This window comes from Polynucleobacter sp. Latsch14-2 (assembly GCF_018881925.1).
Lineage (GTDB): Bacteria > Pseudomonadota > Gammaproteobacteria > Burkholderiales > Burkholderiaceae > Polynucleobacter.
This window is the reverse complement of the sequence record NZ_JACVPL010000004.1, coordinates 76,467-99,951: the sequence shown is the minus strand read 5'-3', so window position 1 is coordinate 99,951 and position 23,485 is coordinate 76,467. Positions and strand designations below refer to the sequence as shown.

General features: G+C 45.5%; 21 protein-coding genes, 2 tRNA genes and 2 pseudogenes. 21 read left to right on the top strand and 4 right to left on the bottom strand.

All coding sequences use genetic code 11. The features are described from left to right. The first annotated feature begins 1 nt into the window (after window position 1). From ICN46_RS05640 to ICN46_RS05620, 4 genes and pseudogenes are all read left to right on the top strand, one after another. Complete coding sequence (locus tag ICN46_RS05640; protein ID WP_216205765.1) at window positions 2-328, top strand: hypothetical protein; 327 nt, start codon at window positions 2-4, stop codon at window positions 326-328. 59 nt (window positions 329-387) lie between these two features. Further along, window positions 388-2,250 carry a peptide transporter gene (locus ICN46_RS05635; RefSeq protein WP_216205763.1) on the top strand — a complete coding sequence of 621 codons (1,863 nt, stop codon included), beginning with the start codon at window positions 388-390 and terminating at the stop codon, window positions 2,248-2,250. Window positions 2,251-2,624: 374 nt separating this feature from the next. Then, window positions 2,625-3,166: pseudogene (locus tag ICN46_RS11980) on the top strand (transposase); the annotation flags it as partial. A 66-nt stretch (window positions 3,167-3,232) separates the two neighbouring features. Continuing rightward, a pseudogene (locus tag ICN46_RS05620) lies at window positions 3,233-4,342 on the top strand (IS3 family transposase). A 55-nt stretch (window positions 4,343-4,397) separates the two neighbouring features. On the opposite strand, the gene ICN46_RS05615 reads toward ICN46_RS05620, so the two are convergent. The 3 genes from ICN46_RS05615 to ICN46_RS05605 are packed head-to-tail and all read right to left on the bottom strand — an operon-like array spanning window position 4,398 to window position 6,427. Continuing rightward, window positions 4,398-4,955 (bottom strand): GIY-YIG nuclease family protein, encoded by a 558-nt coding sequence (locus ICN46_RS05615; protein WP_216205757.1) that lies wholly within the window; start codon window positions 4,953-4,955, stop codon window positions 4,398-4,400. 10 nt (window positions 4,956-4,965) lie between these two features. After that, window positions 4,966-6,210 carry an Arm DNA-binding domain-containing protein gene (locus ICN46_RS05610; RefSeq protein ID WP_216205754.1) on the bottom strand — a complete coding sequence of 415 codons (1,245 nt, stop codon included), beginning with the start codon at window positions 6,208-6,210 and terminating at the stop codon, window positions 4,966-4,968. Next, on the bottom strand, window positions 6,203-6,427 hold the full coding sequence (locus ICN46_RS05605) for a hypothetical protein (protein WP_215300692.1): 225 nt from the start codon (window positions 6,425-6,427) through the stop codon (window positions 6,203-6,205). Before ICN46_RS05605 ends, ICN46_RS05610 begins: the two co-directional genes overlap by 8 nt. A gap of 119 nt (window positions 6,428-6,546) precedes the next feature. Between ICN46_RS05605 and ICN46_RS05600 the strand changes: the two genes are divergently transcribed. The 13 genes from ICN46_RS05600 (at window position 6,547) to ICN46_RS05540 (ending at window position 15,744) form a co-directional block, all read left to right on the top strand. Further along, complete coding sequence (locus tag ICN46_RS05600; RefSeq protein WP_216205751.1) at window positions 6,547-6,720, top strand: hypothetical protein; 174 nt, start codon at window positions 6,547-6,549, stop codon at window positions 6,718-6,720. Between the two features lie 298 nt (window positions 6,721-7,018). Next, window positions 7,019-7,095: transfer RNA gene (locus ICN46_RS05595), tRNA-Val, on the top strand. A gap of 113 nt (window positions 7,096-7,208) precedes the next feature. Then, the gene (gene thrS, locus ICN46_RS05590; protein ID WP_216205748.1) at window positions 7,209-9,131 is read left to right on the top strand and encodes a threonine--tRNA ligase; all 1,923 of its coding nucleotides are present in this window, start codon (window positions 7,209-7,211) and stop codon (window positions 9,129-9,131) included. 42 nt (window positions 9,132-9,173) lie between these two features. Then, a complete protein-coding gene (gene infC, locus ICN46_RS05585; RefSeq protein ID WP_216205880.1) occupies window positions 9,174-9,698 on the top strand; it encodes a translation initiation factor IF-3 in 525 nt (174 codons plus the stop codon). A 150-nt stretch (window positions 9,699-9,848) separates the two neighbouring features. Next, entirely contained in the window at window positions 9,849-10,046 is a 198-nt protein-coding gene (rpmI, locus tag ICN46_RS05580; protein WP_114691330.1) for a 50S ribosomal protein L35, read from the top strand. 25 nt (window positions 10,047-10,071) lie between these two features. Continuing rightward, the gene (gene rplT / locus ICN46_RS05575; RefSeq protein WP_216205745.1) at window positions 10,072-10,437 is read left to right on the top strand and encodes a 50S ribosomal protein L20; all 366 of its coding nucleotides are present in this window, start codon (window positions 10,072-10,074) and stop codon (window positions 10,435-10,437) included. 27 nt (window positions 10,438-10,464) lie between these two features. Further along, window positions 10,465-11,511, top strand: a complete 1,047-nt coding sequence (gene pheS, locus ICN46_RS05570) for a phenylalanine--tRNA ligase subunit alpha (protein WP_216205742.1) — start codon at window positions 10,465-10,467, stop codon at window positions 11,509-11,511. A 33-nt stretch (window positions 11,512-11,544) separates the two neighbouring features. Beyond that, on the top strand, window positions 11,545-14,001 hold the full coding sequence (gene pheT / locus ICN46_RS05565; RefSeq protein WP_216205740.1) for a phenylalanine--tRNA ligase subunit beta: 2,457 nt from the start codon (window positions 11,545-11,547) through the stop codon (window positions 13,999-14,001). A 71-nt stretch (window positions 14,002-14,072) separates the two neighbouring features. Continuing rightward, complete coding sequence (locus tag ICN46_RS05560; protein WP_216205737.1) at window positions 14,073-14,396, top strand: integration host factor subunit alpha; 324 nt, start codon at window positions 14,073-14,075, stop codon at window positions 14,394-14,396. Next, entirely contained in the window at window positions 14,374-14,724 is a 351-nt protein-coding gene (locus tag ICN46_RS05555) for a MerR family transcriptional regulator (RefSeq protein ID WP_216205735.1), read from the top strand. The genes ICN46_RS05560 and ICN46_RS05555 overlap by 23 nt, the downstream gene beginning before the upstream one ends. Before the next feature lie 24 nt (window positions 14,725-14,748). Then, window positions 14,749-14,825: transfer RNA gene (locus ICN46_RS05550), tRNA-Pro, on the top strand. A 19-nt stretch (window positions 14,826-14,844) separates the two neighbouring features. Next, entirely contained in the window at window positions 14,845-15,261 is a 417-nt protein-coding gene (locus tag ICN46_RS05545; RefSeq protein WP_216205732.1) for a PaaI family thioesterase, read from the top strand. 198 nt (window positions 15,262-15,459) lie between these two features. Next, a complete protein-coding gene (locus ICN46_RS05540; protein ID WP_216205727.1) occupies window positions 15,460-15,744 on the top strand; it encodes an H-NS histone family protein in 285 nt (94 codons plus the stop codon). An 83-nt stretch (window positions 15,745-15,827) separates the two neighbouring features. Here ICN46_RS05540 and ICN46_RS05535 read toward each other — a convergent pair whose 3' ends face one another. After that, on the bottom strand, window positions 15,828-16,529 hold the full coding sequence (locus ICN46_RS05535; protein ID WP_216205725.1) for an excisionase family DNA-binding protein: 702 nt from the start codon (window positions 16,527-16,529) through the stop codon (window positions 15,828-15,830). A 298-nt stretch (window positions 16,530-16,827) separates the two neighbouring features. Between ICN46_RS05535 and ICN46_RS05530 the strand changes: the two genes are divergently transcribed. From ICN46_RS05530 to zapE, 4 genes are read left to right on the top strand one after another with little or no spacing between them, the layout of a single operon-like run. Then, window positions 16,828-19,683, top strand: a complete 2,856-nt coding sequence (locus ICN46_RS05530; RefSeq protein WP_216205722.1) for a 2-oxoglutarate dehydrogenase E1 component — start codon at window positions 16,828-16,830, stop codon at window positions 19,681-19,683. A 43-nt stretch (window positions 19,684-19,726) separates the two neighbouring features. Then, window positions 19,727-20,929 (top strand): 2-oxoglutarate dehydrogenase complex dihydrolipoyllysine-residue succinyltransferase, encoded by a 1,203-nt coding sequence (odhB, locus tag ICN46_RS05525; RefSeq protein WP_216205719.1) that lies wholly within the window; start codon window positions 19,727-19,729, stop codon window positions 20,927-20,929. Window positions 20,930-20,942: 13 nt separating this feature from the next. Then, complete coding sequence (lpdA, locus tag ICN46_RS05520) at window positions 20,943-22,379, top strand: dihydrolipoyl dehydrogenase (protein ID WP_216205716.1); 1,437 nt, start codon at window positions 20,943-20,945, stop codon at window positions 22,377-22,379. Continuing rightward, entirely contained in the window at window positions 22,380-23,483 is a 1,104-nt protein-coding gene (zapE, locus tag ICN46_RS05515) for a cell division protein ZapE (protein WP_216205713.1), read from the top strand. It begins immediately after the preceding gene. The last annotated feature ends 2 nt before the right edge of the window (window positions 23,484-23,485 follow it).

The window sequence follows — 23,485 nt, the reverse complement described above, 5'->3', positions numbered from 1 at the left end:
GATGACGATCAAAGTAAGGGATAAGCTAAAAAATACGGAGAGTGGAAAATCTAAGAAGGCAACCTCTAAATCAGTAGAAAAAGAAGTTTTCAAACTAGAAACGGATGTGATGCCTCCACGTGATTCAGTTACTGGGCAAGGGCTTTTCATAGTACATATTCTGGAAAATTCCGTCTCAGTTGAGTCTGCATTTTTAGCTGACGATGGCAACATGTTACGTATGCCCGCAGTCTTTCCTAATCGTGGATATGCATTAGAGCAAGTAGATGAGTTAAGAAATATTATCAACCGCAATTTTGATGAGATTGAAGGTAAATCAAAAGCGTGAGTGGTTGTTCATGGCAAATACTGCCTTTTCCACAATGTATGCGAAAAGCCACCCTTTAAATGAATGTATTTCGCCTAGAAGAGTTTGAGCATCTGGCTTACAGCCGCCAACATGAAGAGGCGGCTAGGATGCTAGTTGGGCTACTTACTCTCTTAGACAGTAGTTATGGTGTTCCGGGCGATCGCTTTCAGGCGCAACCTTTAGCTGGTATTGCGCCCGAACAGCGGGAGGCGCATATCGGAATTCGTTTGGCATCGGCTATTTCCTGCTTATTTTCGGATAAAGATTTCCACTTTGCCCCGCAAAGCTTCACCTCTCTATTCACATTGCAGCGCTGGTTTGCCACCATATTTGGCTCAACGAACTTTCTTAATGCTGATCATGTAGTTAGGGCCCTCAATTTAGCGGGTAAAGGCAACCTCAATCATCTTGAATTAAAGCCTCAAGATCTACCTAAGTTTTGTTTGCTGTATTTGCCGGAATCTGAAATTGTTTTAGAAATCGATGCATTATGGGATGCCAATAAGCACTTGGCCGCTTGCTTGGGCATGGCCTTACTATCCCCACGATTTTTGGGCTCCCCACAGGCGCATGAAAAGCGTGAGACTTTATTGCCCTGGTTAACCGAAAAACTCCCAGAAATTGATAGTCTCGATTCTCTGCCATTTGGCATCATGCACGATGTTTACATGCACTGTAGTTATGCAGATATTCCAAATAAGCACGCCATTAAAGGCTCGATTAATGTACTCATCGAACGCTGGCTAGAGCAGCATCAGCTATTGCCGCTAGATGCCCTGGTAGAGATTCCTAAAAAGGGTTCTAAGCCAACCATGCTGGTTGTAATGGAGTGGTTTAATGCAGGACATTCGATTTATCGAACTCACTCACGCACTCTAGAGGCTGCACGAGAGCTCTTTCATGTAGTGGGTATGGGCCTAGCCAATGCAACTGATGCGGTCGGCCACGCCGTGTTTGATGAGTGGATTGAAATCAAGCCTGCTAGCCTTCAAGAGCAAATTGCCCAAATTCGGGGTGTGGCACAGAGTCGACAGGCGCAAGCCTTTTATATGCCTAGCGTGGGTATGTTCCCGCTTACGATGATGCTCACGAACATCCGTTTGGCGCCAGTGATGGCGATGGCCCTGGGTCACCCCGCTACCACGCATTCGAAGCACATGGACTATGTAGTGGTGGAAGAGGATTATGTAGGCGATCCCGATTGTTTTAGCGAAGAGTTATTAATCTTACCCAATGACGGTATGCCATACCGCCCATCAGGATTGGCAAGTCAAAACCCAGAGCCGCCAATCATTCGTGAAAATCCAGAAGTGGTTGATATTGTCGTTGCCGCCTCAGCTATGAAAATCAACCCAGGTTTTCTCAATGCCTGCAAGGAGATTGCGACTCGTAGCAAGGTACCCGTGAAGTTCCATTTTGCAGTCGCTTTTGCCCAGGGCATGGTCTATGAGCAAGTCAAACGGGTAGTCAGCAATGTTTTGGGTGATCATGCCATTGTGTATAGCCATCGTGGATATACCGAATATATGGAGATCGTGCGTAAGTGCGATATGTTTATTAATCCCTTTCCATTTGGCAATACCAACGGCATTATTGATACCGTGACGGCTGGTCTAGTGGGTGTATGTAAGACTGGCATGGAAGTTAATGAACATATAGATCAGGGTCTCTTTGAGCGCTTTGGCTTACCGAATTGGTTAGTAGCTACCGATACTGAAGGCTACATTAAAGCGACTATTAAATTGGCTGAGAATCATGAGCTGCGAAATGAATTGCGACGAAATCATACCGGTCCCGATAAGGTAGAGCGGATTTTCCAAGGTCGTCCTGAGATCATGGGTCAAATGCTGATGGAGCGTTTGAAGAAGGCGCTAATACAAAATGCAAAGCCTTGTAAATGAGCCAGATTTTTATAGCCTTAAATTCCATATTCTTTACTCGATCGATTCCTAGGCATCTAGCATTCAGCTGAAATGTCGGTTTTCCCGACAAACATAGTGGTCGCCCAAATCCTAATCTGAAGTTAAGCTACAAGTGTCCCGAAACGCGACACTTGAATTGCAAAATCTTAGCCAACTTTTCTTCAAATCTAGTTCATCCCAATCTGCCGATGTAATTCACCTCCACCGAGGTTTAGTAATCCTCTTTAAGTCATCAGCTAGTAACCAATGGCAATGTCGTTTTAATCTGCTCAATGTATTAACTTGTAAATTGAATCGCTACCACTTCTATAGACACTTTCTAGCCTAATATTTAGTCTATTAGGAGGTGTGTAATGAGTACAAGAAGACGGTTTACTGAAGAGTTCAAGTTAGAGGCAGTCAAGCAAGTCGTTGAGCGAGGATTTGGGGTTCGAGATGTGGCTGCTAGGCTGGGCACCTCACCCCATAGTCTGTATGCCTGGATTAATAAATATGGTATTCCAGCCGAGCAGCGCTTAGTTCAAGATGATCAATTAGCTAAGCTTAAAAGACTGGAGGCGGAGCTGCGGCGGGTTACCGAAGAGCGCGACATCCTAAAAAAGGCCGCCGCGTACTTTGCCAAGGAGTCCGGTTAAAGTACGCCTTCATCAAAAAGCACCAGCATGAGCATGCCATCCGCACGATGTGCAAGGTTTTGCGAGTCCACCACAGTGGCTATTACGCTTGGCTTAAAGAGCCGCTCTCGTCTCGAGCGTATGAGAACCAGATGATCGTAGGTCAAATTAAGCAAGCGTGGCTGGCAAGCGGCACCATCTATGGTTATCGCAAGATCCATGATGACCTGCAAGATCTGGGGATTGCTTGTGGAGAGCAACGGGTGTATCGATTGATGAAGGGGTAATCCCCCCACAGGTTAACTGAGCTCAGAGGTAGAATTTTCTCGAATATAGAGGAGTTCTACATGAAGCGTTCTAAATTTACTGATAGCCAGATCATGGATGCCCTAAAACGGGTGGATGCTGGCCTAGCAGTTCCAGAAATCTGTCGTGAACTGGGTATCAGCACTGCTACTTTCTACAAGTGGCGCTCTAAATATGGCGGCATGGACACTTCCATGATGGCCCGCATGAAGGAGCTTGAGGCTGAAAATGCCAGGCTTAAGAAGATGTACATCGAAGAGAAGCTCAAGGCGGAGATCTTAAACGAGGCCATCACAAAAAAGTGGTGAGGCCGTCTCACAGACGTGAGATGGCCCAAAAGGCAGTCAGAGATAAAGCTATCCCCATTCGTTTGGCTTGTGAGGCCTTTAGGGTCAGCGAGTCTTGCTATCGCTACGAAGCGAAGAACAATGTGCAGAACGAGCTCATTGCCAACTGGCTGATCCGCTTAACGGACAACAACCGCAGTTGGGGGTTTGGCCTTTGTTATTTGTATCTACGCAATGTCAAGAACTACACATGGAACCACAAACGCATCTACCGGATTTACCGCGAGCTTGAGCTCAACCTGCGCATCAAACCCCGTAAGCGTTTGGTGCGAGATAAGCCAGATGCATTGGTCGTGCCGCTGAGTATTAACCAAGTCTGGTCGATGGACTTTATGCATGACCAGTTGCAAGATGGCAGAAGTATCCGTCTGTTTAATGTGATTGATGACTTTAATCGTGAAGCCTTAGGTATTGAAGTGGACTTCTCATTGCCGGCAGAGCGAGTAGTTCGTAGCTTAGATCAAATTATTGCTTGGCGAGGTAAGCCTGCTGTTATACGAGCGGACAATGGGCCCGAACTCGTCAGTGGCAGACTCATGGAATGGGCAGCAAAGCATCAAATCCACATACAACATATCCAGCCAGGTAAACCACAGCAAAATGCCTATGTGGAACGCTTTAATCGTACCGTCAGATATGAGTGGCTATCTCAGCATTATTGGGAAAGCATTAACGAAGTTCAGGAGTTTGCAACGCAATGGATGTATAAATAGACCGAAGGGAATCCCGCGGGACAATCATCAACGTCCAAATATGGCATTGGGCGGGATTACCCCGAAACAGCGACTGGCCATGGTTGCTTAATTAATCCTACTTTTAGGCTCGGTTAAATAAGGGGGGATTACCCCCTGAAAAAAACTTAGATTAGGAATACGGATTCATTCCTAGCCCAGAAATCAAAATGAGCCTGCACGTCAATGAGTGCAATTGGAAAAATAGTTTCCTCAAAACCTGCACGAAATCGATGGAGAATTTCAGCGAAGATCATTTTAGTCATTGTTTTTCCATGCACATTGCGTGACCCCTTGTGTTGGTGGATATAAATAAATATCGCCTCAGCATAGTTCAGCTGTTCTTGGCTAGCATCAGACGGCAACGCCAATACCGAGAGCTTGATCCACTGGTTTCCCATCGTTTCAAAGTGTTCGCCACAAATCCTCTGAAAGACATTTACGCTCTGTCCGATGTAGTAAATATGTCCCGCACGATTAATTAAGAAATAAATCGCTGGTACGCGGGGTAAATCTCTTGCTATGCAGTACATCAGTCGGTAATCGGGACGAAGAATGCCTGCTGCCTTAATTTCTGGAAGGGTAAAGTCCATTAGGCTTGTCTTGGGAATCTCGCGCGCTGCCAGCTCTCCCTGGTGTACATATTTCTTATCTAGGGTTGTCATTAAGTATTGTGGTGTGTTCATGTTTTTATCCTTATAGTTGTGAAGAAAGAAGTTGTTCAAAAGCCGAGCCATCCTTACGCGTGAGGTCTGGTACATACCGGGAGTACGTTGTAAACAGCATGCGTGTTGATGTATGCCCCATTTGTCTTGCAATCCACTCGGGGTTTTCACCTGAAGCAAGCCAAAGCGTTGCTGCTGTATGACGGGTTTGATAGGGTCGCCGCCTTTTAATTTCTAATTTATCTAAGAGGGGATGCCAAATGCGGTTAGCAAAGTTATGGCGATTAAAGGGCAGGCCATTAGTTGCACAAAAGACGTATTCCGATTCAATACCCTGCGTATTTTTTCGTTGCTGTATGAACGCTGAAATGACTGGTGTTGATAAAGCAATCGTGCGTTCAGACTCTGCAGTTTTTGTTGAATCAAGTTCTCCCTCGACCCAGGCTTGAGTAATGGTTAATTGCGCTCGATCTAGATCAATACAGTTCCAAGTAAGGCCAAGCAATTCAGAGGTGCGCATACCAGTAAAAAAGGCAATGGTTAGGTAGGGCTGGTATATAGAAGATGCCGCTTCTAAAATTTTGCCTACTTCCTTAAGTGAAAAGGGCTCGATTTTAGTTTTAGGAATTCTCAAGGGCTTGATGCTCCTAAAGCCGGTGACAAATTCATAGCGATCGCTAGCTTCAGCGAGTATTTGCCGCAAGATATTCAAAATCCCATTAATCCTCGCTGCTGATAACTGCCCGCCATCATCATTCACTTTGGCGAGAACGCCTCGATAGGACAAGATGTCGGCCTTACTAATCTCGTTGACACGTCTCCCCTTAAACCGAGGCATTAGGTGTTTAACTAGAATGTCGTTTACCTTGCGTTGTGTTGAGCGCTTCCAGTCAATTTTTCTCTCGGTAAACCACAAATCAGAAAATTCAGAGAAGCTTGGCACGCCATCAATATTGACTATCGCCAATTTCATTCCAGTTTGCTTCATTACCTCTTGAGCAACTTGAGCGCCAGCAACTAATTCATCTGTAGTGGCAGGACTAATAGTTGGCGCAACGCTTTCAAATAAGTCTGCTCGGTTGCTATGGGGGAAGTACTTCCGATAGCAGAAAGTATCCGCATCAATCTCTTTTTGAATATTCTTCATGATTGTTTCCAATTTGAAGATATTGGCCTTGTTGGACTTGAGCTTAGTCAGCTCTTTGCACCTGATGCCTCGATAGCGAAAGTCAAAGAATAGGGCGCCAGATTCATCCCGTATGCGAATACTACCCATGACAAACACCCCCATTAGCCATTGGAATTTCTATGGCCGTCTGTTTCAGGTAGTCCGCTTGGATAGTCTCCCAGATGTACATGATCCGTCTAGAGCCAGGAAATCGCACATAGTGAGTGCCCTCAATAAAGACCCGGTCTTTTAGGTAGTCATTGATGTAGCGAGCCTTATATGGAATGCGCGTCGCTAATTCTGCTGCTTGCATGTAAGTAATCATGTTTAATTCCCGAAGTTAACGATGGTTGAGTTACTGATAAACTGTCCGACAGTTTTAATATACGACATATTGAGTGATTTGTCAACCTGTCTGACACTAAATGTTGAAAGTAATGTTAAATGACAACGAATACCGGGAACAAACAATTGGCGGTGCGGCTAGAAAAGGAAGTGCTAGTCGCTATTGATAAGAAGAGAATGGAAATTGCTCAAGTTGAGGGAATTATTCCAACCCGTTCAGATATTGTGAGAGCTGCTTTAGGAAGCTATCTTGGAATTAACATGATCAATTAGTAGATTAAATTTGCGTCTATTTATAGTGATACAAAATTAACTAGGTGGTGTTCTTAAGTCTAGAGAAGTAAAAAATTGAATGGGCCCAAATCTGTCCCAATCTGGGCCCAAAATGGGCCCAGAGAACTTTTTCTTAACTCTTGCAATGTTTGATGAAGTCTAAAAACTTTTTTATATTCTGTTTAACTTGTGAAGAAGTGAGCGCAGAGGCTTTCACAAAGCTATATTCTATATGGCTTATATGGCAATAGAGGTTATGCGCAAATAACTAAGGTCAATAGGGTAAAATATTCAACTTAGGCTCGTAGCTCAGCTGGTTAGAGCACCACCTTGACATGGTGGGGGTCGTTGGTTCGAGTCCAATCGAGCCTACCAACGAATAAAGACCCAAAAGTGCGCGGTTGCCTAAAGCTTCCGCGCTTTCTTTTTGGCGGCTGTCGGGCTGTACTGATTTAAAGAATGCTATTCATAAATAAGATGGGGTGGTCATGCTAGTAGTAACTCTGCCAGATGGATCAAAACGCGAATTTGAGGCTTCCGTTCGCGTGGCTGATGTTGCCCAAAGTATCGGCAGTGGACTTGCGAAAGCGGCCTTAGGCGGTATTGTTGACGGCAAGATGGTTGACTTGAGTCATGTCATCGATAAAGACAGTCAGCTCGCCATCATTACTGATAAGAGTCCAGAGGCTCTTGAAATCGTGCGTCACTCCACAGCGCATTTACTCGCATACGCCGTAAAAGAATTATTTCCAGAGGCGCAAGTCACTATTGGCCCTGTTGTAGAGAATGGTTTTTACTATGACTTCTCATATCAACGTCCGTTTACTCCGGATGATTTAGTCGCGCTGGAAAAGAAGATGTCTGAACTCGCCAAGAAGGATGAGCCAGTGGTTCGTAGCGTATTGCCTCGTGATGAGGCGATACAGTTTTTTAAAGCTCAAGGTGAGCACTACAAGGCAGAATTGATCGCAAGTATTCCTCAGGGTGAGGATGTGTCGCTTTACGCAGAAGGTAAATTCACTGATTTATGTCGCGGCCCACACGTGCCTTCTACTGGTAAGTTGAAAGTATTTAAGCTGCAAAGCGTTGCTGGCGCTTACTGGCGCGGCGATAGCAAGAACGAGATGCTGCAGCGTATCTACGGTACCGCATGGTTGCGTAAAGAAGATCAAGATGCTTATTTGCACATGCTCGAAGAGGCAGAGAAACGTGATCACCGTCGTCTAGGGAAGTTGCTGGACCTGTTCCACTTTCAATCGGAAGCACCAGGTTTAATTTTCTGGCATCCAAAGGGCTGGTCAATTTGGCAAGAAGTTGAGCAATATATGCGCCGTGTTTACCAAAATGAAGGCTACCAAGAGGTAAAGGCGCCACAAATTTTAGATCGCGGTCTTTGGGAAAAATCGGGGCATTGGGATAACTACAAAGAAAACATGTTCACGACCGAGTCAGAGAACCGTGCTTATGCTTTGAAGCCTATGAACTGTCCTGGTCACGTACAGATTTTTAATTCTGGATTACATAGTTATCGTGAGTTGCCATTGCGTTACGGTGAGTTCGGTCAGTGCCATCGCAATGAACCGTCAGGCGCTCTGCATGGTTTGATGCGTGTTCGCGGATTTACTCAGGATGACGGCCACATTTTCTGTACGGAAGATCAAATTCAGTCAGAGGTAGCTGCTTTTGACAAAGCAGTTCGTGCGGTGTACCAAGATTTTGGCTTTACTGAAGTTGCCGTCAAACTGGCCCTGCGCCCAGTTAAACGAGTTGGCGACGATGCTATTTGGGATAAAGCTGAGGCTGCTCTGCGAGGTGCTCTGAAAGCCTCTGGTCAGCAGTGGGAAGAATTGCCAGGCGAGGGCGCTTTTTATGGTCCTAAGATTGAATATCACCTGAAAGACTCGATTGGACGTACTTGGCAGTGCGGCACCATTCAGGTGGATTTCTCAATGCCTGAGCGTTTAGGCGCTGAATATGTGACCGAGGATAATACCCGCAAGGCCCCAGTGATGCTCCATAGGGCAATTGTGGGCTCTTTAGAGCGTTTTATCGGTATTTTGATCGAAAACCACGCTGGAAATATGCCTGTTTGGCTTGCCCCTACCCAGGCCGTAGTGCTCAATATCTCGGATAATTCTGCTGCGTATGCACAACAAGTCCAGCAATCGTTGAAAAAACAAGGGTTTAGGGTCGAATCCGATTTGCGAAATGAGAAAATTACATATAAAATACGCGAGCACGCATTACAGAAGATCCCATTTTTGCTAGTTGTTGGTGATAAAGAGTCTGAAAGTAATACTGTGGCCGTTCGTGCCCGTGGCGGAGTCGATTTAGGTGTAATGCCTCTTGAAGTCTTCGTTGCCCGACTCCAGCAGGATATATCCCAGAAGGTCGGACCCGAGCATAGCTAGGGGTTGAATGGCTTTTATTGTTTATTTATAAGGAATTAGAAGATCGCTACTGATAAATCGCAGCGCATTAACCGGGAAATTACTGCCCCTGAAGTGCGTCTGATTGGAATAGATGGTGAGCCCATCGGTGTAGTTAAGTTGAGTGAAGCCCTGGCTTTGGCCGAAGAGAAAGAGACCGATTTGGTTGAAATTGCTCCGACTGCTGTGCCACCTGTAGTCCGTATCATGGACTTCGGCAAATTCAAGTACCAAGAAGCTAAGCGCATGCATGAGGCGAAGCTAAAGCAAAAAGTGATTCAGGTGAAGGAAGTTAAATTCCGCCCTGGTACTGATGATGGTGACTACGGTGTAAAGCTGCGCAATCTAATCCGCTTTTTGGAAGATGGCGATAAGACAAAGATTACGCTGCGGTTTCGGGGTCGTGAAATGGCCCACCAAGAAATCGGAGTCAGAATGTTGGAGCGTTTGAAATTGGACTTGCAAGAGCATGGACAGGTTGAACAGTTTCCAAAAATGGAAGGTCGCCAGATGGTGATGGTATTGGCCCCCATTCGTAAGGCTAAGTAAGAAGATCATTCCTCGGAATTTCTTTTTTCTTATGTAGGGAGGTGCCCTTGGCGAATAGCTGAGACACTGGCAGTTAGAAGTGCTTCTAGGTACGGGAAGAGTGACCGTCGGTTGCCACCTATGTTGCACAAGCAGAAGAAGGGGTGCTTTATGCCCAAGATGAAGAGCAAGAGTAGCGCTAAAAAGCGCTTCACGGTTCGCGCAGGCGGAACGATTAAAAGAGGACAGGCATTCAAACGCCACATTCTCACCAAGAAGACCACTAAGAACAAGCGTCATTTGCGTGGTTCCACAGAAGTTGCGAAATCTGACGTTAAGTCAATTCGTTCCATGCTTCCTTACGCTTAACCTCAGACTAAATTAGGAGAATTCAATGCCAAGAGTCAAACGTGGGGTTACAGCAAGAGCCCGTCATAAAAAAATTACCGATGCCGCATCAGGCTACCGCGGTCGTCGTAAAAACGTATTCCGTATTGCCAAGCAAGCGGTTATGCGTGCTGGTCAATATGCCTATCGTGACCGTCGCAATAAGAAACGTGTATTCCGCGCCTTGTGGATTGCTCGTATCAATGCGGCAGTCCGTCAGCATGACATGACTTACAGCGTATTCATGAATGGTATGAAGAAGGCGGCGATCGAGCTTGATCGTAAAGTGCTTTCCGACATGGCCATTGCTGACAAAGCAGCTTTTGCCGCTTTGGTTACTCGGATTAAATCCGTAGTAAGCGCTGCAGCTTAATTTTTAATTACTAAAAACTAAGCTGCAATGGTTTCTCTCGACCACATTGTCGAGGATGCTAAACGTGATTTCCTTGGGGCTGCCGATGCGGCAGCTCTCGAGGACGCGAAAGCCAAGTATCTCGGTAAGTCAGGTGTTCTCACTGAGCGTTTAAAAGCTCTGGGTGGAATGTCGCCTGATGAGCGCAAGAGTGCGGGCGCCCAAATCAATCAAATTAAAACGGCCGTAGAGCTCGCTCTTCAGGAGCGTCGTCAAGCTTTGGCTGATGCAATATTGCTACAACGTCTCGCAGCAGAATCTATAGATGTATCGCTTCCTGGTCGCGGCCAAGCCGTGGGTAGCCTGCATCCTGTCATGCGAACCTGGGAGCGTGTTGAGGAGATTTTTCGCTCGATTGGGTTTGATGTTGCCGATGGTCCTGAAATTGAAACTGATTGGTTTAATTTCACTGCTTTAAATAGTCCCGAAAATCATCCTGCACGCTCAATGCAGGATACTTTTTATATCGATGGCAAGGATTCCCAAGAGAAGCCCTTGCTGTTACGTACTCACACCAGTCCTATACAGGTTCGTTATGCGAGTGAGCATGTCAAGAAATATGCTCATGCAGATGTTATGCCGCCAATCAAAGTGATTGCGCCCGGCAGAACCTACCGAGTGGATAGTGATGCAACCCACTCGCCAATGTTTCATCAGGTTGAAGGTTTGTGGATTGCTCAGAGTGTTTCATTTGCTGACTTAAAGGGTGTCTATACCGATTTCTTAAGAACCTTTTTTGAAACTACGCAATTGCAAGTTCGCTTTCGTCCATCGTATTTCCCTTTCACAGAGCCTTCTGCTGAAATCGATATGGCGTTTGGTAGTGGTAAGTTGGCTGGTCGTTGGCTAGAGATTTCTGGCGCTGGGCAAGTTCATCCAAATGTATTGCGCAATATGGGTATTGATCCAGAGCGCTATACAGGATTTGCTTTTGGTTCTGGCCTAGAGCGTTTAACCATGTTGCGTTATGGCGTTGATGATTTACGCCTTTTCTTCGAAAATGATTTACGTTTCTTAGCGCAGTTCCCTGCTTAACAACATCATTACTACTAAACCTTAGATCGCGCTATGCAATTTTCAGAATCTTGGCTCCGTCAGTATGTAAATCCATCACAGGGTAGTAATGAATTAGGTCACGCCTTAACAATGGCGGGTTTAGAAGTTGAAGAACAACATTCAGTAGCCCCAGCCTTTACAAAAATTGTCATCGCCGAAATCTTATCCGCTGAGCAGCATCCGGATGCCGATCGTTTACGCGTTTGCAAAGTCAATGCTGGCACTGGTGAAGAGCTACAAATTGTTTGTGGCGCCCCCAATGCGCGTGCTGGCATCAAAATTCCTTGCGCCTTAGTCGGCGCGCAATTGCCAGCTGCAGAAACTGGTGGCAAGCCGTACGTCATTAAGGTCGGTAAGTTACGCGGCGTTGAAAGTCAGGGCATGTTGTGTTCTGGTCGTGAGCTTGGACTTGGTGACGACCATGAAGGAATTTTAGAGTTACCTGCTGATGCCCCTATTGGCGAAGATATTCGTAAGTATCTTGATTTGGATGATCAAGTCTTTGTAATTAAGTTAACACCCAATAAAGCGGATTGCCTTTCATTGATTGGTATGGCTCGGGAAGTGTCGGCCATTACTGGTGCCGCGCTGTGTACTCCCAAGTGGAATGCGCCAGTAATCACAATTGATGACAAACGAAAAGTGAATGTAGATGATAAAGATCTATGCGGTCGCTTTGCGGGTCGCCTTATCCGCGGCGTTAATCCAATGGCAAAAACTCCATTGCATATAGTGCAGCGTTTAGCTCGCGCTGGACAAAGAAGTATTTCTGCTTTGGTTGATTTATCCAATTATGTGATGTTAGAGATGGGGCAACCCACTCACGTTTTTGATATTGATAAGTTATCAGGTGACATCAGTGTGCGTTGGGCTAAAGCTGGCGAAACTCTCGAATTACTCAACGGTCAAACAGTTACCCTAGTGGGCCCAGATTCTGCAGGAAAAGTCCAACAAGCAGGGGTGGTAGCAGACCATAGCGGTCCTGTAGCGCTGGCTGGCATCATGGGTGGCAATCATTGCGCCGTTACTGATGAGACGCAAAATATTTATATAGAGGCTGCTTATTGGCTGCCATCTGCTATTCAAGGCCGTGCTCGTCGCTTTAATTTCAGCACAGATGCAGCCCATCGATTTGAGCGTGGCGTTGACCCGCAAAATACGGTGAACTGTCTTGAGTACCTCTCTTCCTTGATTCTGGAGGTCTGTGGCGGCCAAGCCGGCCCAGTTGATGATCAAGTGCTAAATGTACCAGAGCGTAAGCCAGTCAAAATGCGTTTGACTAGAGCAGAAAAAGTTATTGGCATTCAGCTCACCAATGACATCGTGGCAGATGTATTTAAACGCCTCGGTTTTCAATTCAAACAAGAGGGTGATGTATTTGTTATTACCCCGCCAAGCTATCGTTTTGATATCGAGATTGAAGAAGATTTGATTGAGGAAGTCGCACGCATTTACGGCTTTGAAAATATTCCAGATATTCCTCCGGTCGCTCCATTAAAAATGAGCGCTAAGGCAGAGGCGAAGCGGGGCATTCATTTACTCCGTCAACGCTTAGCATTGCAAGGTTACCAAGAGGCAGTGAACTTTGGTTTTACCGATATTGAGAGCGAGCAACGTTTAACTAGTGCGACTGAAAAAGAAATGATTGTGGTGTTAAATCCTATCGCCAATCAGTATGGCGTGATGCGCAGCACTCTTTGGGGCGGTTTACTCTTCAACCTCAAATCCAATTTAAACCGTGGATTAGGGCGTGCGCGCCTGTTTGAGACTGGTCGCGTGTTTAGACGTGATGCTAATGTTCATGAAGAAGTTGGCAAAGTCGCCGGCTTTCAACAGCCGCAGAAGATTGGTGGATTGGCTTATGGTGAATTTGTTCCTGAGCAATGGGCAAGCGCTTCAAGAACAGTCGACTTCTTTGATGTAAAAGGTGATTTGGAGCGAGTTTTAAATCCATTACATATCATTACCGAATCAGCTCAGCATCCTGCTTTACACCCAGGTCGTAGTGCAAAGGTATTCTTGATTGGAGGTAAGAATCGCATTGAAGTGGGTTGGATTGGTGAATTGCATCCAGGTTTGCAGCAAACATATGAACTTCCTCAAGCGCCAGTTCTATTTGAATTAGATTTGGAACCCATTCGTAATCTTGGCTTGCCAGTTCCGGAAGAGTTGAGTAAATTTCCTGCAGTGCAACGTGACTTAGCGGTAGTGGTTAAGCAAAGCGTATCTGCGCAGTCTTTATTGGATGCAATGGCTGCTAGTAAGCAAAATTTTGTACGCGCCATTGAGTTATTCGATGAATTTAAGCCTAAGGTTGGCTCTAGCACTATGTCAGATGATGAGAAGAGCTTGGCTTTTCACGTCACTTTGTTAAACCCTCAAGAAACCCTGCAGGATGCGCAAATTGATGTGGTGATGAATGCTTTGCTGTCAGTATTGGAAAAAAATTGCGCGGCACGCCTGCGCTAGGTTTAGTATTGAGTAGTAGAGCACAATACCAAAATAATTAAATATTAAAAATATTCCGAAAGAGTATTGCAATGATAGAAATAAACTCGAACGAGACCGTTACAAAGAATGAGCTTTCGGAAGCCTTATTCGATCAAGTTGGCCTTAACAAGCGCGAGGCAAAAGATATGATTGATGCCTTTTTTGATCGGATTGGTGAGTCTTTAGAGGCTGGCGTTGAGGTCAAAATCTCTGGTTTTGGTAACTTTCAACTCCGTAATAAATCAGCGCGCCCAGGCCGCAATCCTAAAACTGGTCAAATGATTCCAATTGCGGCTCGGCGTGTCGTTACTTTTCACGCCAGTCAAAAGCTTAAGGACGTAGTCGAATCCCATGCTTCAAAAGTCAGTATTTGATTCTGCCGCAGCGCTGCCCAGTTCGCAGTTGCCGCCAATCCCCGCAAAGCGCTATTTCACAATTGGTGAGGTAGCTGATTTATGTGGCGTTCGTTCACATGTCCTGCGCTATTGGGAGCAGGAGTTCTCGCAACTGAGCCCCCAAAAACGTCGGGGTAATCGTCGCTACTACCAGCATCACGAAGTTGTCCTGATTCGTAAAATTAGATCCTTGTTGTACGAAGAGGGTTTCACTATCAGCGGCGCTAGAAACCGCTTGGATGAAGCTCCTGGGGAGCTACGCTTACGTGATGAGTTACAGGCCGTTCTTCAAATTCTCACCAATTAGTACTGATACAATTTTCTTTTTCGTCGGGGCGTAGCGCAGCCTGGTAGCGTACATGCATGGGGTGCATGTGGTCGGAGGTTCAAATCCTCTCGCCCCGACCACTTAATTTACTTAATATCTATGAACCAAGATTCCTCGATTACCCCAAAAGAACCCATCAATTACTTTGGTCTAACTATTCCTTTTTTGGACTACATTGGGGTTGTTCCCGAGTTTGCTGAAGGGGGTAAGTCCCGCATTAGTCTTGACTTAAGGCCTGAGCTTGAAAATAGTTTTCAGGTTGCCCATGGGGGATTGATCATGACTTTATTAGACTTTGCAATGGCTGCTGCAGTTCGTAGCAGTATGAATCACCCCTTAGGAGCCATTACCATTGACATGACTATTAGTTTTCTGCGCCCCAGCGTAGGAAAGATAACTGTTGAAGGAAGTACCTTAAAGCCTGGTAAAACTATTAATTACTGTGAAGCAGTTGTTTTGAATGAGGCTGGGGAGATTACTGCTAAGTCTAGCGGCTCTTTTTTGCTGAGAAGATAATATTTATTAATATAAATATCTTTATATTTTCTATAAATATAATCATTTTTTAAGTTATAAATCCCTGTTAAATAAAGGTTATTTTCTATTCAATCATATATATTGAATATTATTTATAAGCATATATAATATTCTTTGAGTTAACCGATTATTAGGTTAATTCGTAAAAATTACATTACTTATCGAAAGTAGATATATATGACTTCCTATAAAGAGTTATTGGCACAGCGAGAGTTGCTTGATAAGCAGATCAAAGAAGCTGTTCAGCGTGAAAAGGCGGATGGCATTGCCAAGGCAAAGGCAATCATTGAGCAATATGACTTAAGTGCGTCTGATTTATTTAGTCGTAAGTCAGGATCAAAGGGCCCAAGCGGTAAGGTTGCACCGAAATATCGCAATCCATCAACTGGTGAAACTTGGACTGGCCGTGGTAAAGCCCCCAAATGGATTGATGGTAGAGATCGCAGTAACTATTTGATATAAATATCTGATTTTATTGATTTATATTTAAAAAGACCGTACCCAATAGTACGGTCTTTTTCATTGTAACCATGCAAATTAAAGCCTCAGGTACATTTTCTACTGAGTGCCTCAATAAATATAGACTCTAACAGTTCATGACGTTTCTTATAGTTGATCGACTGATCATGGTCTGAATTTGTGGCTGGGTAGCCAATAATGAGGGGGTTTAGCTCTATTAACCCATTTTCTACCTCTTCCTTCAGGCTTTCCGTATCAGGGGATCTAATGCCCCCCGAGTTTTCGTCTGCAAGCGCTATCACCCCTGGATGGAGTTTGATAAAACCCTCATCAACTAAAATAGGTATATGTTGAGTATCCTTGTTTTTACTCAAATAATGTATCAAATGCACCTGTTCAACTGGCGGGATTAGGGCATCTAGAAAGATCAGATCTGGCGCTATTGAGACCGCTTTCATGAGGCCTTCTAGGCTATCAATTGCAATATCCAGGACAACTTCCAATTGCCAATCCTTGATAGATTCAATTAACTCTTCACTATTTTCTATTCTTCTGAATATCCCCATGGCAACACAATGTTGGGTGGATTTCTGTCGCATTGCTCTTTTACGACGTTGTAGCTGCTGATTTAATGAGCTTGCGAGAATGCGCCTATGCCCACCCCGTGTTTTCCAGGCGATTAACTCACCTAATTCAACCATTTTTTGAACGGTACCCAGGGATACTTGCAAGAGTTTTGCACTTTGCCTTGTGCTGAGATATTCCATTTCTGGGGTAATTGCTTTCATATTTCCTTAATTTTATTAATTCACTTGAAGATTTAGAGAATAAAAATCAAATCAATTTCAATCTGTCGGGAGGGCTTGAAAGATGGGTAGGAAAATTCTTATTAATTAGGTTTTGGCTGATAAGTCTGCTTGGGGCTGAAAAAGTCAGGGAAAGTCCTTTATGCAGCGATGGTTAATCGTGTTAAATTAGGGGGTAGTAACAATATTTGCACAGATCAATTCGTACGATGGTTAAGCTTGAGTACGGGTGGTTATAACCACAGTTTTTAATCGGGAAACCCGATGAAAGGTGAGAATCATGATGCAGGACCAAAGGGATAACTCCTATCTCTTCGGCGGAAACGCCCCATATGTAGAAGAACTCTACGAATCCTACTTGCACGATCCAGCATCCGTTGCTGATCATTGGCGAGATTATTTTGATAACGTAAAACAGGTTCCAGCGGCTGATGGCTCATCTCGAGTTGATATTGCCCACGGACCCATTGTTGCTTCATTTGCCGAACGTGCCAAGCAAGGGCCTATCAGAACAGTTTCTGATTCAGCTGACTCGGAGATGGGGCGCAAACGTGTAGCGGTTCAGCAACTCATCGCCGCGTACCGTAATGTCGGTAACCGCTGGGCCAATATTGATCCATTAAAACGCTCTGAGCGTCCAGAAATACCAGAATTAAACCCAGCCTTCTATGGCTTTACTGATGGCGATATGGATATCGTCTTCAATACCAGCAATACCTTCTTCGGCAAGACCGAGATGACTTTGCGTGACTTGTTGCAAGCTTTGCGTGAAACATATTGCGGCACGATTGGTGCCGAGTACATGTTTATTGCTGACCAAAAGATTAAGAAATGGTGGCAGGAGAAATTAGAGTCTATTCGTTCAACTCCTAGCTTCAATGTAGATCAAAAGCGCCAAATCTTGGATCGCTTAACTGCTGCAGAAGGTTTGGAGCGTTACCTTCAGGCTAAATATGTTGGTCAAAAGCGCTTTTCTTTGGAGGGGGGCGAAAGTTTTATCGCTTGTATGGATGAGCTTGTCCGTGAGTCTGGTGAAAAAGGCGTCCAAGAAATTGTCATTGGCATGGCCCACCGCGGTCGTCTTAACGTACTCGTCAATACCTTGGGCAAAATGCCAACCGATTTATTTGCAGAGTTTGAGCATAAAGGTCCTGAAACATTGCCTGCTGGTGACGTTAAATATCACCAGGGCTTCTCGAGCGATATCTCTACGCCTGGAGGTCCCGTTCACTTGTCATTAGCATTTAATCCTTCCCATTTAGAAATTGTTAATCCAGTGGTAGAGGGTTCTGCCCGCGCACGCATGGAGCGCCGGGGCGATTTATTGGGTCAGCAGGTATTGCCTGTGCTAGTTCATGGTGATGCGGCGATTGCAGGCCAGGGGGTGATGCAAGAGACTTTAGCAATGGCTGAGGTTCGTGGCTATTCCACTGGCGGTACCTTCCACATTGTGATCAATAATCAGATTGGTTTCACAACTTCTGATCCGCGTGACTTACGTTCGAGCTTGTACTGCACGGATATCATGAAAATCATTGACGCTCCTGTTTTGCATGTCAATGGCGATGATCCTGAAGCGGTTGTATTGGCGACCAAGCTGGCTCTCGAGTTCCGCACTCAGTTCCACAAAGATGTAGCGATTGATATCGTTTGTTTCCGTAAGTTGGGGCATAACGAGCAAGATACCCCGGCGATGACGCAACCCTTGATGTACAAGATCATTGCTGCACATCCAGGTACGCGTAAGTTATATGCTGATAAATTGGAAGCCCAAAATGTATTGCCAGCAGGTACTGGTGACTTGATGGTGAAAGAGTATCGCGCCGCAATGGATGAGGGTAAGCAAACATCTGATCCAGTGCTAAGCAATTTCAAGGGTAAATTTGCTGTCGATTGGTCTCCATTTTTAAATAAGAAATGGACTGATGAAGCTGATACAGCGATTCCGTTGACTGAATGGAAGCGTTTGGCAGACAAAATTTCTACCATTCCAGAAGACTTTAAAGCGCATCCATTAGTTGAAAAGGTTTACAGAGACCGTGCTGCAATGGGTCGTGGCGAAGTTAATATTGACTGGGGTATGGGTGAGCATATGGCTTTCGCATCCTTGGTAGCTAGCGGTTATCCAGTTCGTCTATCCGGCGAGGATAGTGGTCGCGGCACATTTACTCACCGTCATGCTGTATTGCACAATCAAAATCGTGAGAAGTGGGATACCGGCACATACATTGCGCTTCAGCATGTCACTAAAGATCAGGCTCCATTTATCGTTATTGACTCAATTTTGTCTGAAGAGGCTGTGCTTGGTTTTGAGTATGGTTACGCAGCTGCAGAGCCTAATACTCTGACGATTTGGGAGGCGCAGTTTGGCGATTTTGCTAACGGCGCTCAAGTTGTGATCGATCAATTTATTGCCTCAGGCGAAGTGAAGTGGGGTCGTGCCAATGGTCTCGTAATGATGCTGCCTCATGGCTACGAAGGTCAAGGCCCAGAGCATTCATCGGCACGCTTAGAACGTTTTATGCAGTTATGCGCTGACACTAATATGCAAGTGGTTCAGCCTACTACTGCCTCACAGATCTTCCATGTATTACGTCGCCAGATGATTCGTCAGTTCCGCAAACCATTGATCTTGATGACGCCAAAGTCTTTATTGCGCAACAAAGAGGCTGCATCTCCGCTCAGTGAATTCACTAAAGGTGGATTTCAAACGGTACTGTCTGAGCGTGATGACACCATTGATGCCAAGCAGGTAAATCGCATGGTGGTTTGTTCAGGCAAGGTTTATTACGACTTGGTGAAGAATCGCACCGAGAAGAAGCTGAGTGATGTAGCGATTGTTCGCTTGGAGCAGTTATATCCATTCCCGCACAAAGCGATTGCTGCAGAGTTGAAGAAGTATCCAAAGCTCGAAGAAATTGTGTGGTGTCAGGATGAGCCACAAAACCAAGGCGCCTGGTTCTTTGTTCAGCACAATTTGCTTGAAAACATGTCTGCCGGTATGAAGTTGGCTTACTCAGGTCGACCCGCATCAGCATCTCCAGCTTGTGGCTATGCGCATCTTCATCAAGAGCAACAGAAGTCTCTTCTTAACGCGGCCTTTGCCAAACTGAAGGGTTATGTAGTCACGAAATAATCGTTGGCATAACCCATACCAAACACATTAGATAGGATTAATCATGGCTATATTTGAAGTTAAAGTTCCACAGCTCTCAGAGTCAGTGGCTGAGGCGACTTTGTTGCAATGGAAAAAGAAGGTTGGCGACGCTGTTGGTCAAGATGAAATCTTGATTGAGATCGAAACTGATAAGGTGGTGCTAGAAGTTCCTGCGCCTTCTGCTGGTGTATTGACAGAAATTCTCATTACCGATGGTGGCACTGTTGTTGCCGAGCAATTGATTGCGAAGATCGATAGCACCGCTGTTGCTTCTGCAGCACCCGCGGCTGCTGCTCCTGTGGCTACCCCAGCTGCTCCTTCGACGCCTGTAGCGGCACCACCCGCTGCAAAAAATGCGGCGGCGGCTCCTTCCGCCGCTAAGTTGATGGCCGAAAATAATTTAAGCTCTGGTCAAGTTGCCGGCTCTGGACGTGATGGCCGCATTACTAAGGGCGATGTGATTGGTGCAGTTGCAGGTGGCTCTAAGTCGGTTTCATTGCCTAGTGCGCCTATCCCAAGTGGCAATCGCCCAGAAGAGCGCGTGCCAATGAGTCGTTTACGTGCCCGTATCGCTGAGCGTTTGCTTGAGTCGCAGGCCAACAATGCCATTTTGACGACATTCAATGAGGTCAATATGGCCCCAGTGATTGCAATGCGCAATAAGTACAAAGATCAATTTGAAAAAGTTCATGGCGTTAAATTGGGCTTCATGTCTTTCTTTGTCAAAGCCGCAACGCACGCCTTGAAGAAATTTCCTCTGTTAAATGCCTCTGTTGACGGTAACGACATTATTTATCACGGTTATTTTGATATTGGTATTGCGGTAAGCTCGCCACGTGGCTTGGTGGTTCCTATCTTGCGTGATGTTGATCAAATGAACTTGGCTGATATTGAGAAGAAGATTGCTGAATTCGGCTCTAAGGCTCGTGATGGCAAGTTATCGATCGAAGATTTAACTGGCGGCACTTTCTCCATCTCTAATGGCGGCGTGTTTGGTTCGATGCTGTCAACGCCAATTATTAATCCACCGCAATCTGCAATCTTAGGCATTCATGCTACTAAAGAGCGTGCCGTGGTTGAGGATGGTCAAATTGTGATTCGCCCTATTAATTACCTGGCCCTGTCATATGACCACCGCATTATTGATGGTCGTGAAGCAGTGCTTGGTTTAGTTGCCATGAAGGAAGCTTTAGAAGATCCTTCACGCCTCCTTCTCGATTTATAAGAGGAGACACAATATGAGTCAATCATTTGACGTGGTAGTCATCGGCGGCGGCCCCGGCGGCTATATTGCTGCAATCCGTGCAGCACAACTAGGCTTTAAAGTAGCTTGCGCTGAATCTGCAAGCTACGATGATCCCAAGGGTGAGCCACGCTTGGGTGGAACCTGCTTAAACGTTGGTTGCATTCCCTCTAAAGCCTTATTAGCCTCTTCTGAAGAATTCGAAAAAATTAGCCATCATGCGGCTGATCATGGCATTAAGGTTGGCGCCGTGAGTATCGATTCTAAGAAGATGGTTGCCCGCAAAGATGACATCGTTACAAAGATGACTGGTGGTATTCAGTATTTGTTTCGCAAGAACAAAATAACCTTGCTTAAGGGGCATGCCTCTTTCGAGGGTAAAGGTGCGGATGGTTATCAAGTCAAGATTGATGGTAAGGATAAAGAAACAGTAACCGCTAAAAACGTCATTATTGCTACCGGCTCTAAGGCGCGCCATTTACCTGGGATTACTGTAGATAACGTCTTGATTTGCGATAACGAAGGCGCCCTGAAATTTGATTCAACACCAAAAAAACTCGGTGTTATTGGTGCTGGCGTCATTGGTTTAGAGTTGGGCTCAGTTTGGCGTCGTGTTGGTTCTGAAGTAACTATTCTGGAGGCGATGCCTTCATTTTTGGGTGCTTGCGATCTTGGTATTGCGAAGGAAGCCCAGAAGCTTTTGACTAAGCAAGGTTTGAATATCCATACAGGCGTGAAGATCGGCGAAGTTAAGGCTGACAAAAAAGGTGTTGTGGTTAACTACACTGACAGCGCTGGCAAAGTTGCTAAATTGGAATGCGATCGCTTAATTGTCTCTGTTGGTCGAGTGCCAAACACTGATAAGTTGGGGCTGGACAAAATTGGCCTGAAAGTAGATGAGCGCGGCTTTATTCCGATTGACGATCATACTTGCCAGACAGCAGTTCCTGGGGTTTACGCTGTAGGTGATGTAGTGCGTGGACCAATGCTGGCGCACAAAGCGGAAGATGAAGGCGTTTTGGTTGCCGAGGTGATTGCCGGCCAAAAACCACACATCGACTACAACTGCATTCCTTGGGTTATTTATACCGACCCAGAAATTGCTTGGGTTGGTAAGACGGAGCAACAGTTGAAAGAGGCTGGCATTGCCTATAAAGCAGGGCAGTTCCCATTTGCCGCCAATGGTCGTGCTCTCGGCATGGGTCGCGCTGATGGTTTTGTAAAGGTATTGGCGGATGCTAAGACCGACGAAATTCTCGGGGTTCATATTATTGGCCCAAATGCCTCTGATTTAATTGCTGAAGCTGCTGTAGCTATGGAATTTAAAGCGGCTGCCGAAGATATTGCCCGCATCTGCCATCCTCATCCAAGTCTGTCAGAAGTAACGCGTGAGGCCGCCTTGGCAACGGATCAACGTGCATTAAATATGTAATTGAAAGCCTTAGAGTATTACCATCAAGAGTTGAAGGCGCGCGGGTATCACAGTGATCCCGCGCAGCTTGCCGCTATCGAGCGTTTGCAACAATGCGAGGATGAATGGGTTTCTTATAAAGAAATTCGTAGTAGCGGCCTCAAAAAGAAATTACTTAAACCGAAATTACCTCGTGGAATTTATTTATGGGGCGGGGTGGGGCGCGGCAAATCCTTTTTGATGGATTGTTTCTTTGCTGCATCCCCTCTAGAGAAGAAGATTCGCATTCACTTTCATGAATTTATGCGGGAAGTTCATCGTGAATTGCACGAGTTATCTGGTTTGGCGGATCCTTTAGATGAACTTTCAAAGAGAATTGCAAAACGCTATCGCTTAATTTGTTTCGATGAATTTCATATCAATGACATCGCTGATGCGATGATTTTGTATCGTCTTCTGAGGGCTCTATTTGAGGATCGCGTTCAATTCGTGATGACGTCCAACTATCGTCCAGATCAACTTTACCCAAATGGACTGCATCGTGATCGACTTATTCCAGCGATTAAGTTGCTGGAATCACAGCTCGATGTCATGAATGTGGATGCTGGCAATGATTACCGACGTATCCAAATGGAGCAGGTAAATGCCTATTTGACGCCTTTAAATGCACAAACAGATGCCGCCCTTGTGGAGATGTTTCATACTCTCATTGGGCAGCAAAAAGAAGATGCAAAGCCAATTCTTCATATTGAATCCAGAGAATTAAAGCCTCTGCATATGGGTGATGGTGTGGTTTGGTTTGATTTTCAGACGCTGTGTTGTGGTCCCCGCTCTCAGAATGACTACCTCGAAATTGCCAATCAGTTTCATACGGTAATTCTCTCTAAAGTGCCTCATATGCCGCCTAAAATGACTAATGAAGCTCGGCGCTTTATTTGGTTAATCGACGTTCTGTATGACCATAAAGTGAAGTTGATCATCTCAGCAGAGGTTCCGGCTGCTGAGCTGTATACGGAAGGCCAGATTACGGGTGAATTTTCAAGAACCGTCTCCCGTTTGATTGAAATGCAGTCACGAGACTATTTGGATACTCCCCGGCGTGTCATTGACACCAGCTTGACCTAAAA

Coding starts and splice junctions, on each gene's coding strand:
- rpmI (WP_114691330.1), top strand. CDS start 9,849: ATGCCCAAGATGAAGAGCAAGAGTAGCGCTAAAAAGCGCTTCACGGTT.
- odhB (WP_216205719.1), top strand. CDS start 19,727: ATGGCTATATTTGAAGTTAAAGTTCCACAGCTCTCAGAGTCAGTGGCT.
- pheT (WP_216205740.1), top strand. CDS start 11,545: ATGCAATTTTCAGAATCTTGGCTCCGTCAGTATGTAAATCCATCACAG.
- lpdA (WP_216205716.1), top strand. CDS start 20,943: ATGAGTCAATCATTTGACGTGGTAGTCATCGGCGGCGGCCCCGGCGGC.
- ICN46_RS05600 (WP_216205751.1), top strand. CDS start 6,547: ATGACAACGAATACCGGGAACAAACAATTGGCGGTGCGGCTAGAAAAG.
- ICN46_RS05530 (WP_216205722.1), top strand. CDS start 16,828: ATGATGCAGGACCAAAGGGATAACTCCTATCTCTTCGGCGGAAACGCC.
- thrS (WP_216205748.1), top strand. CDS start 7,209: ATGCTAGTAGTAACTCTGCCAGATGGATCAAAACGCGAATTTGAGGCT.
- ICN46_RS05615 (WP_216205757.1), bottom strand. CDS start 4,955: ATGAACACACCACAATACTTAATGACAACCCTAGATAAGAAATATGTA.
- ICN46_RS05535 (WP_216205725.1), bottom strand. CDS start 16,529: ATGAAAGCAATTACCCCAGAAATGGAATATCTCAGCACAAGGCAAAGT.
- ICN46_RS05555 (WP_216205735.1), top strand. CDS start 14,374: ATGCTTCAAAAGTCAGTATTTGATTCTGCCGCAGCGCTGCCCAGTTCG.
- ICN46_RS05635 (WP_216205763.1), top strand. CDS start 388: ATGAATGTATTTCGCCTAGAAGAGTTTGAGCATCTGGCTTACAGCCGC.
- ICN46_RS05605 (WP_215300692.1), bottom strand. CDS start 6,427: ATGATTACTTACATGCAAGCAGCAGAATTAGCGACGCGCATTCCATAT.
- ICN46_RS05560 (WP_216205737.1), top strand. CDS start 14,073: ATGATAGAAATAAACTCGAACGAGACCGTTACAAAGAATGAGCTTTCG.
- ICN46_RS05545 (WP_216205732.1), top strand. CDS start 14,845: ATGAACCAAGATTCCTCGATTACCCCAAAAGAACCCATCAATTACTTT.
- ICN46_RS05640 (WP_216205765.1), top strand. CDS start 2: ATGACGATCAAAGTAAGGGATAAGCTAAAAAATACGGAGAGTGGAAAA.
- ICN46_RS05540 (WP_216205727.1), top strand. CDS start 15,460: ATGACTTCCTATAAAGAGTTATTGGCACAGCGAGAGTTGCTTGATAAG.
- pheS (WP_216205742.1), top strand. CDS start 10,465: ATGGTTTCTCTCGACCACATTGTCGAGGATGCTAAACGTGATTTCCTT.
- rplT (WP_216205745.1), top strand. CDS start 10,072: ATGCCAAGAGTCAAACGTGGGGTTACAGCAAGAGCCCGTCATAAAAAA.
- ICN46_RS05610 (WP_216205754.1), bottom strand. CDS start 6,210: ATGGGTAGTATTCGCATACGGGATGAATCTGGCGCCCTATTCTTTGAC.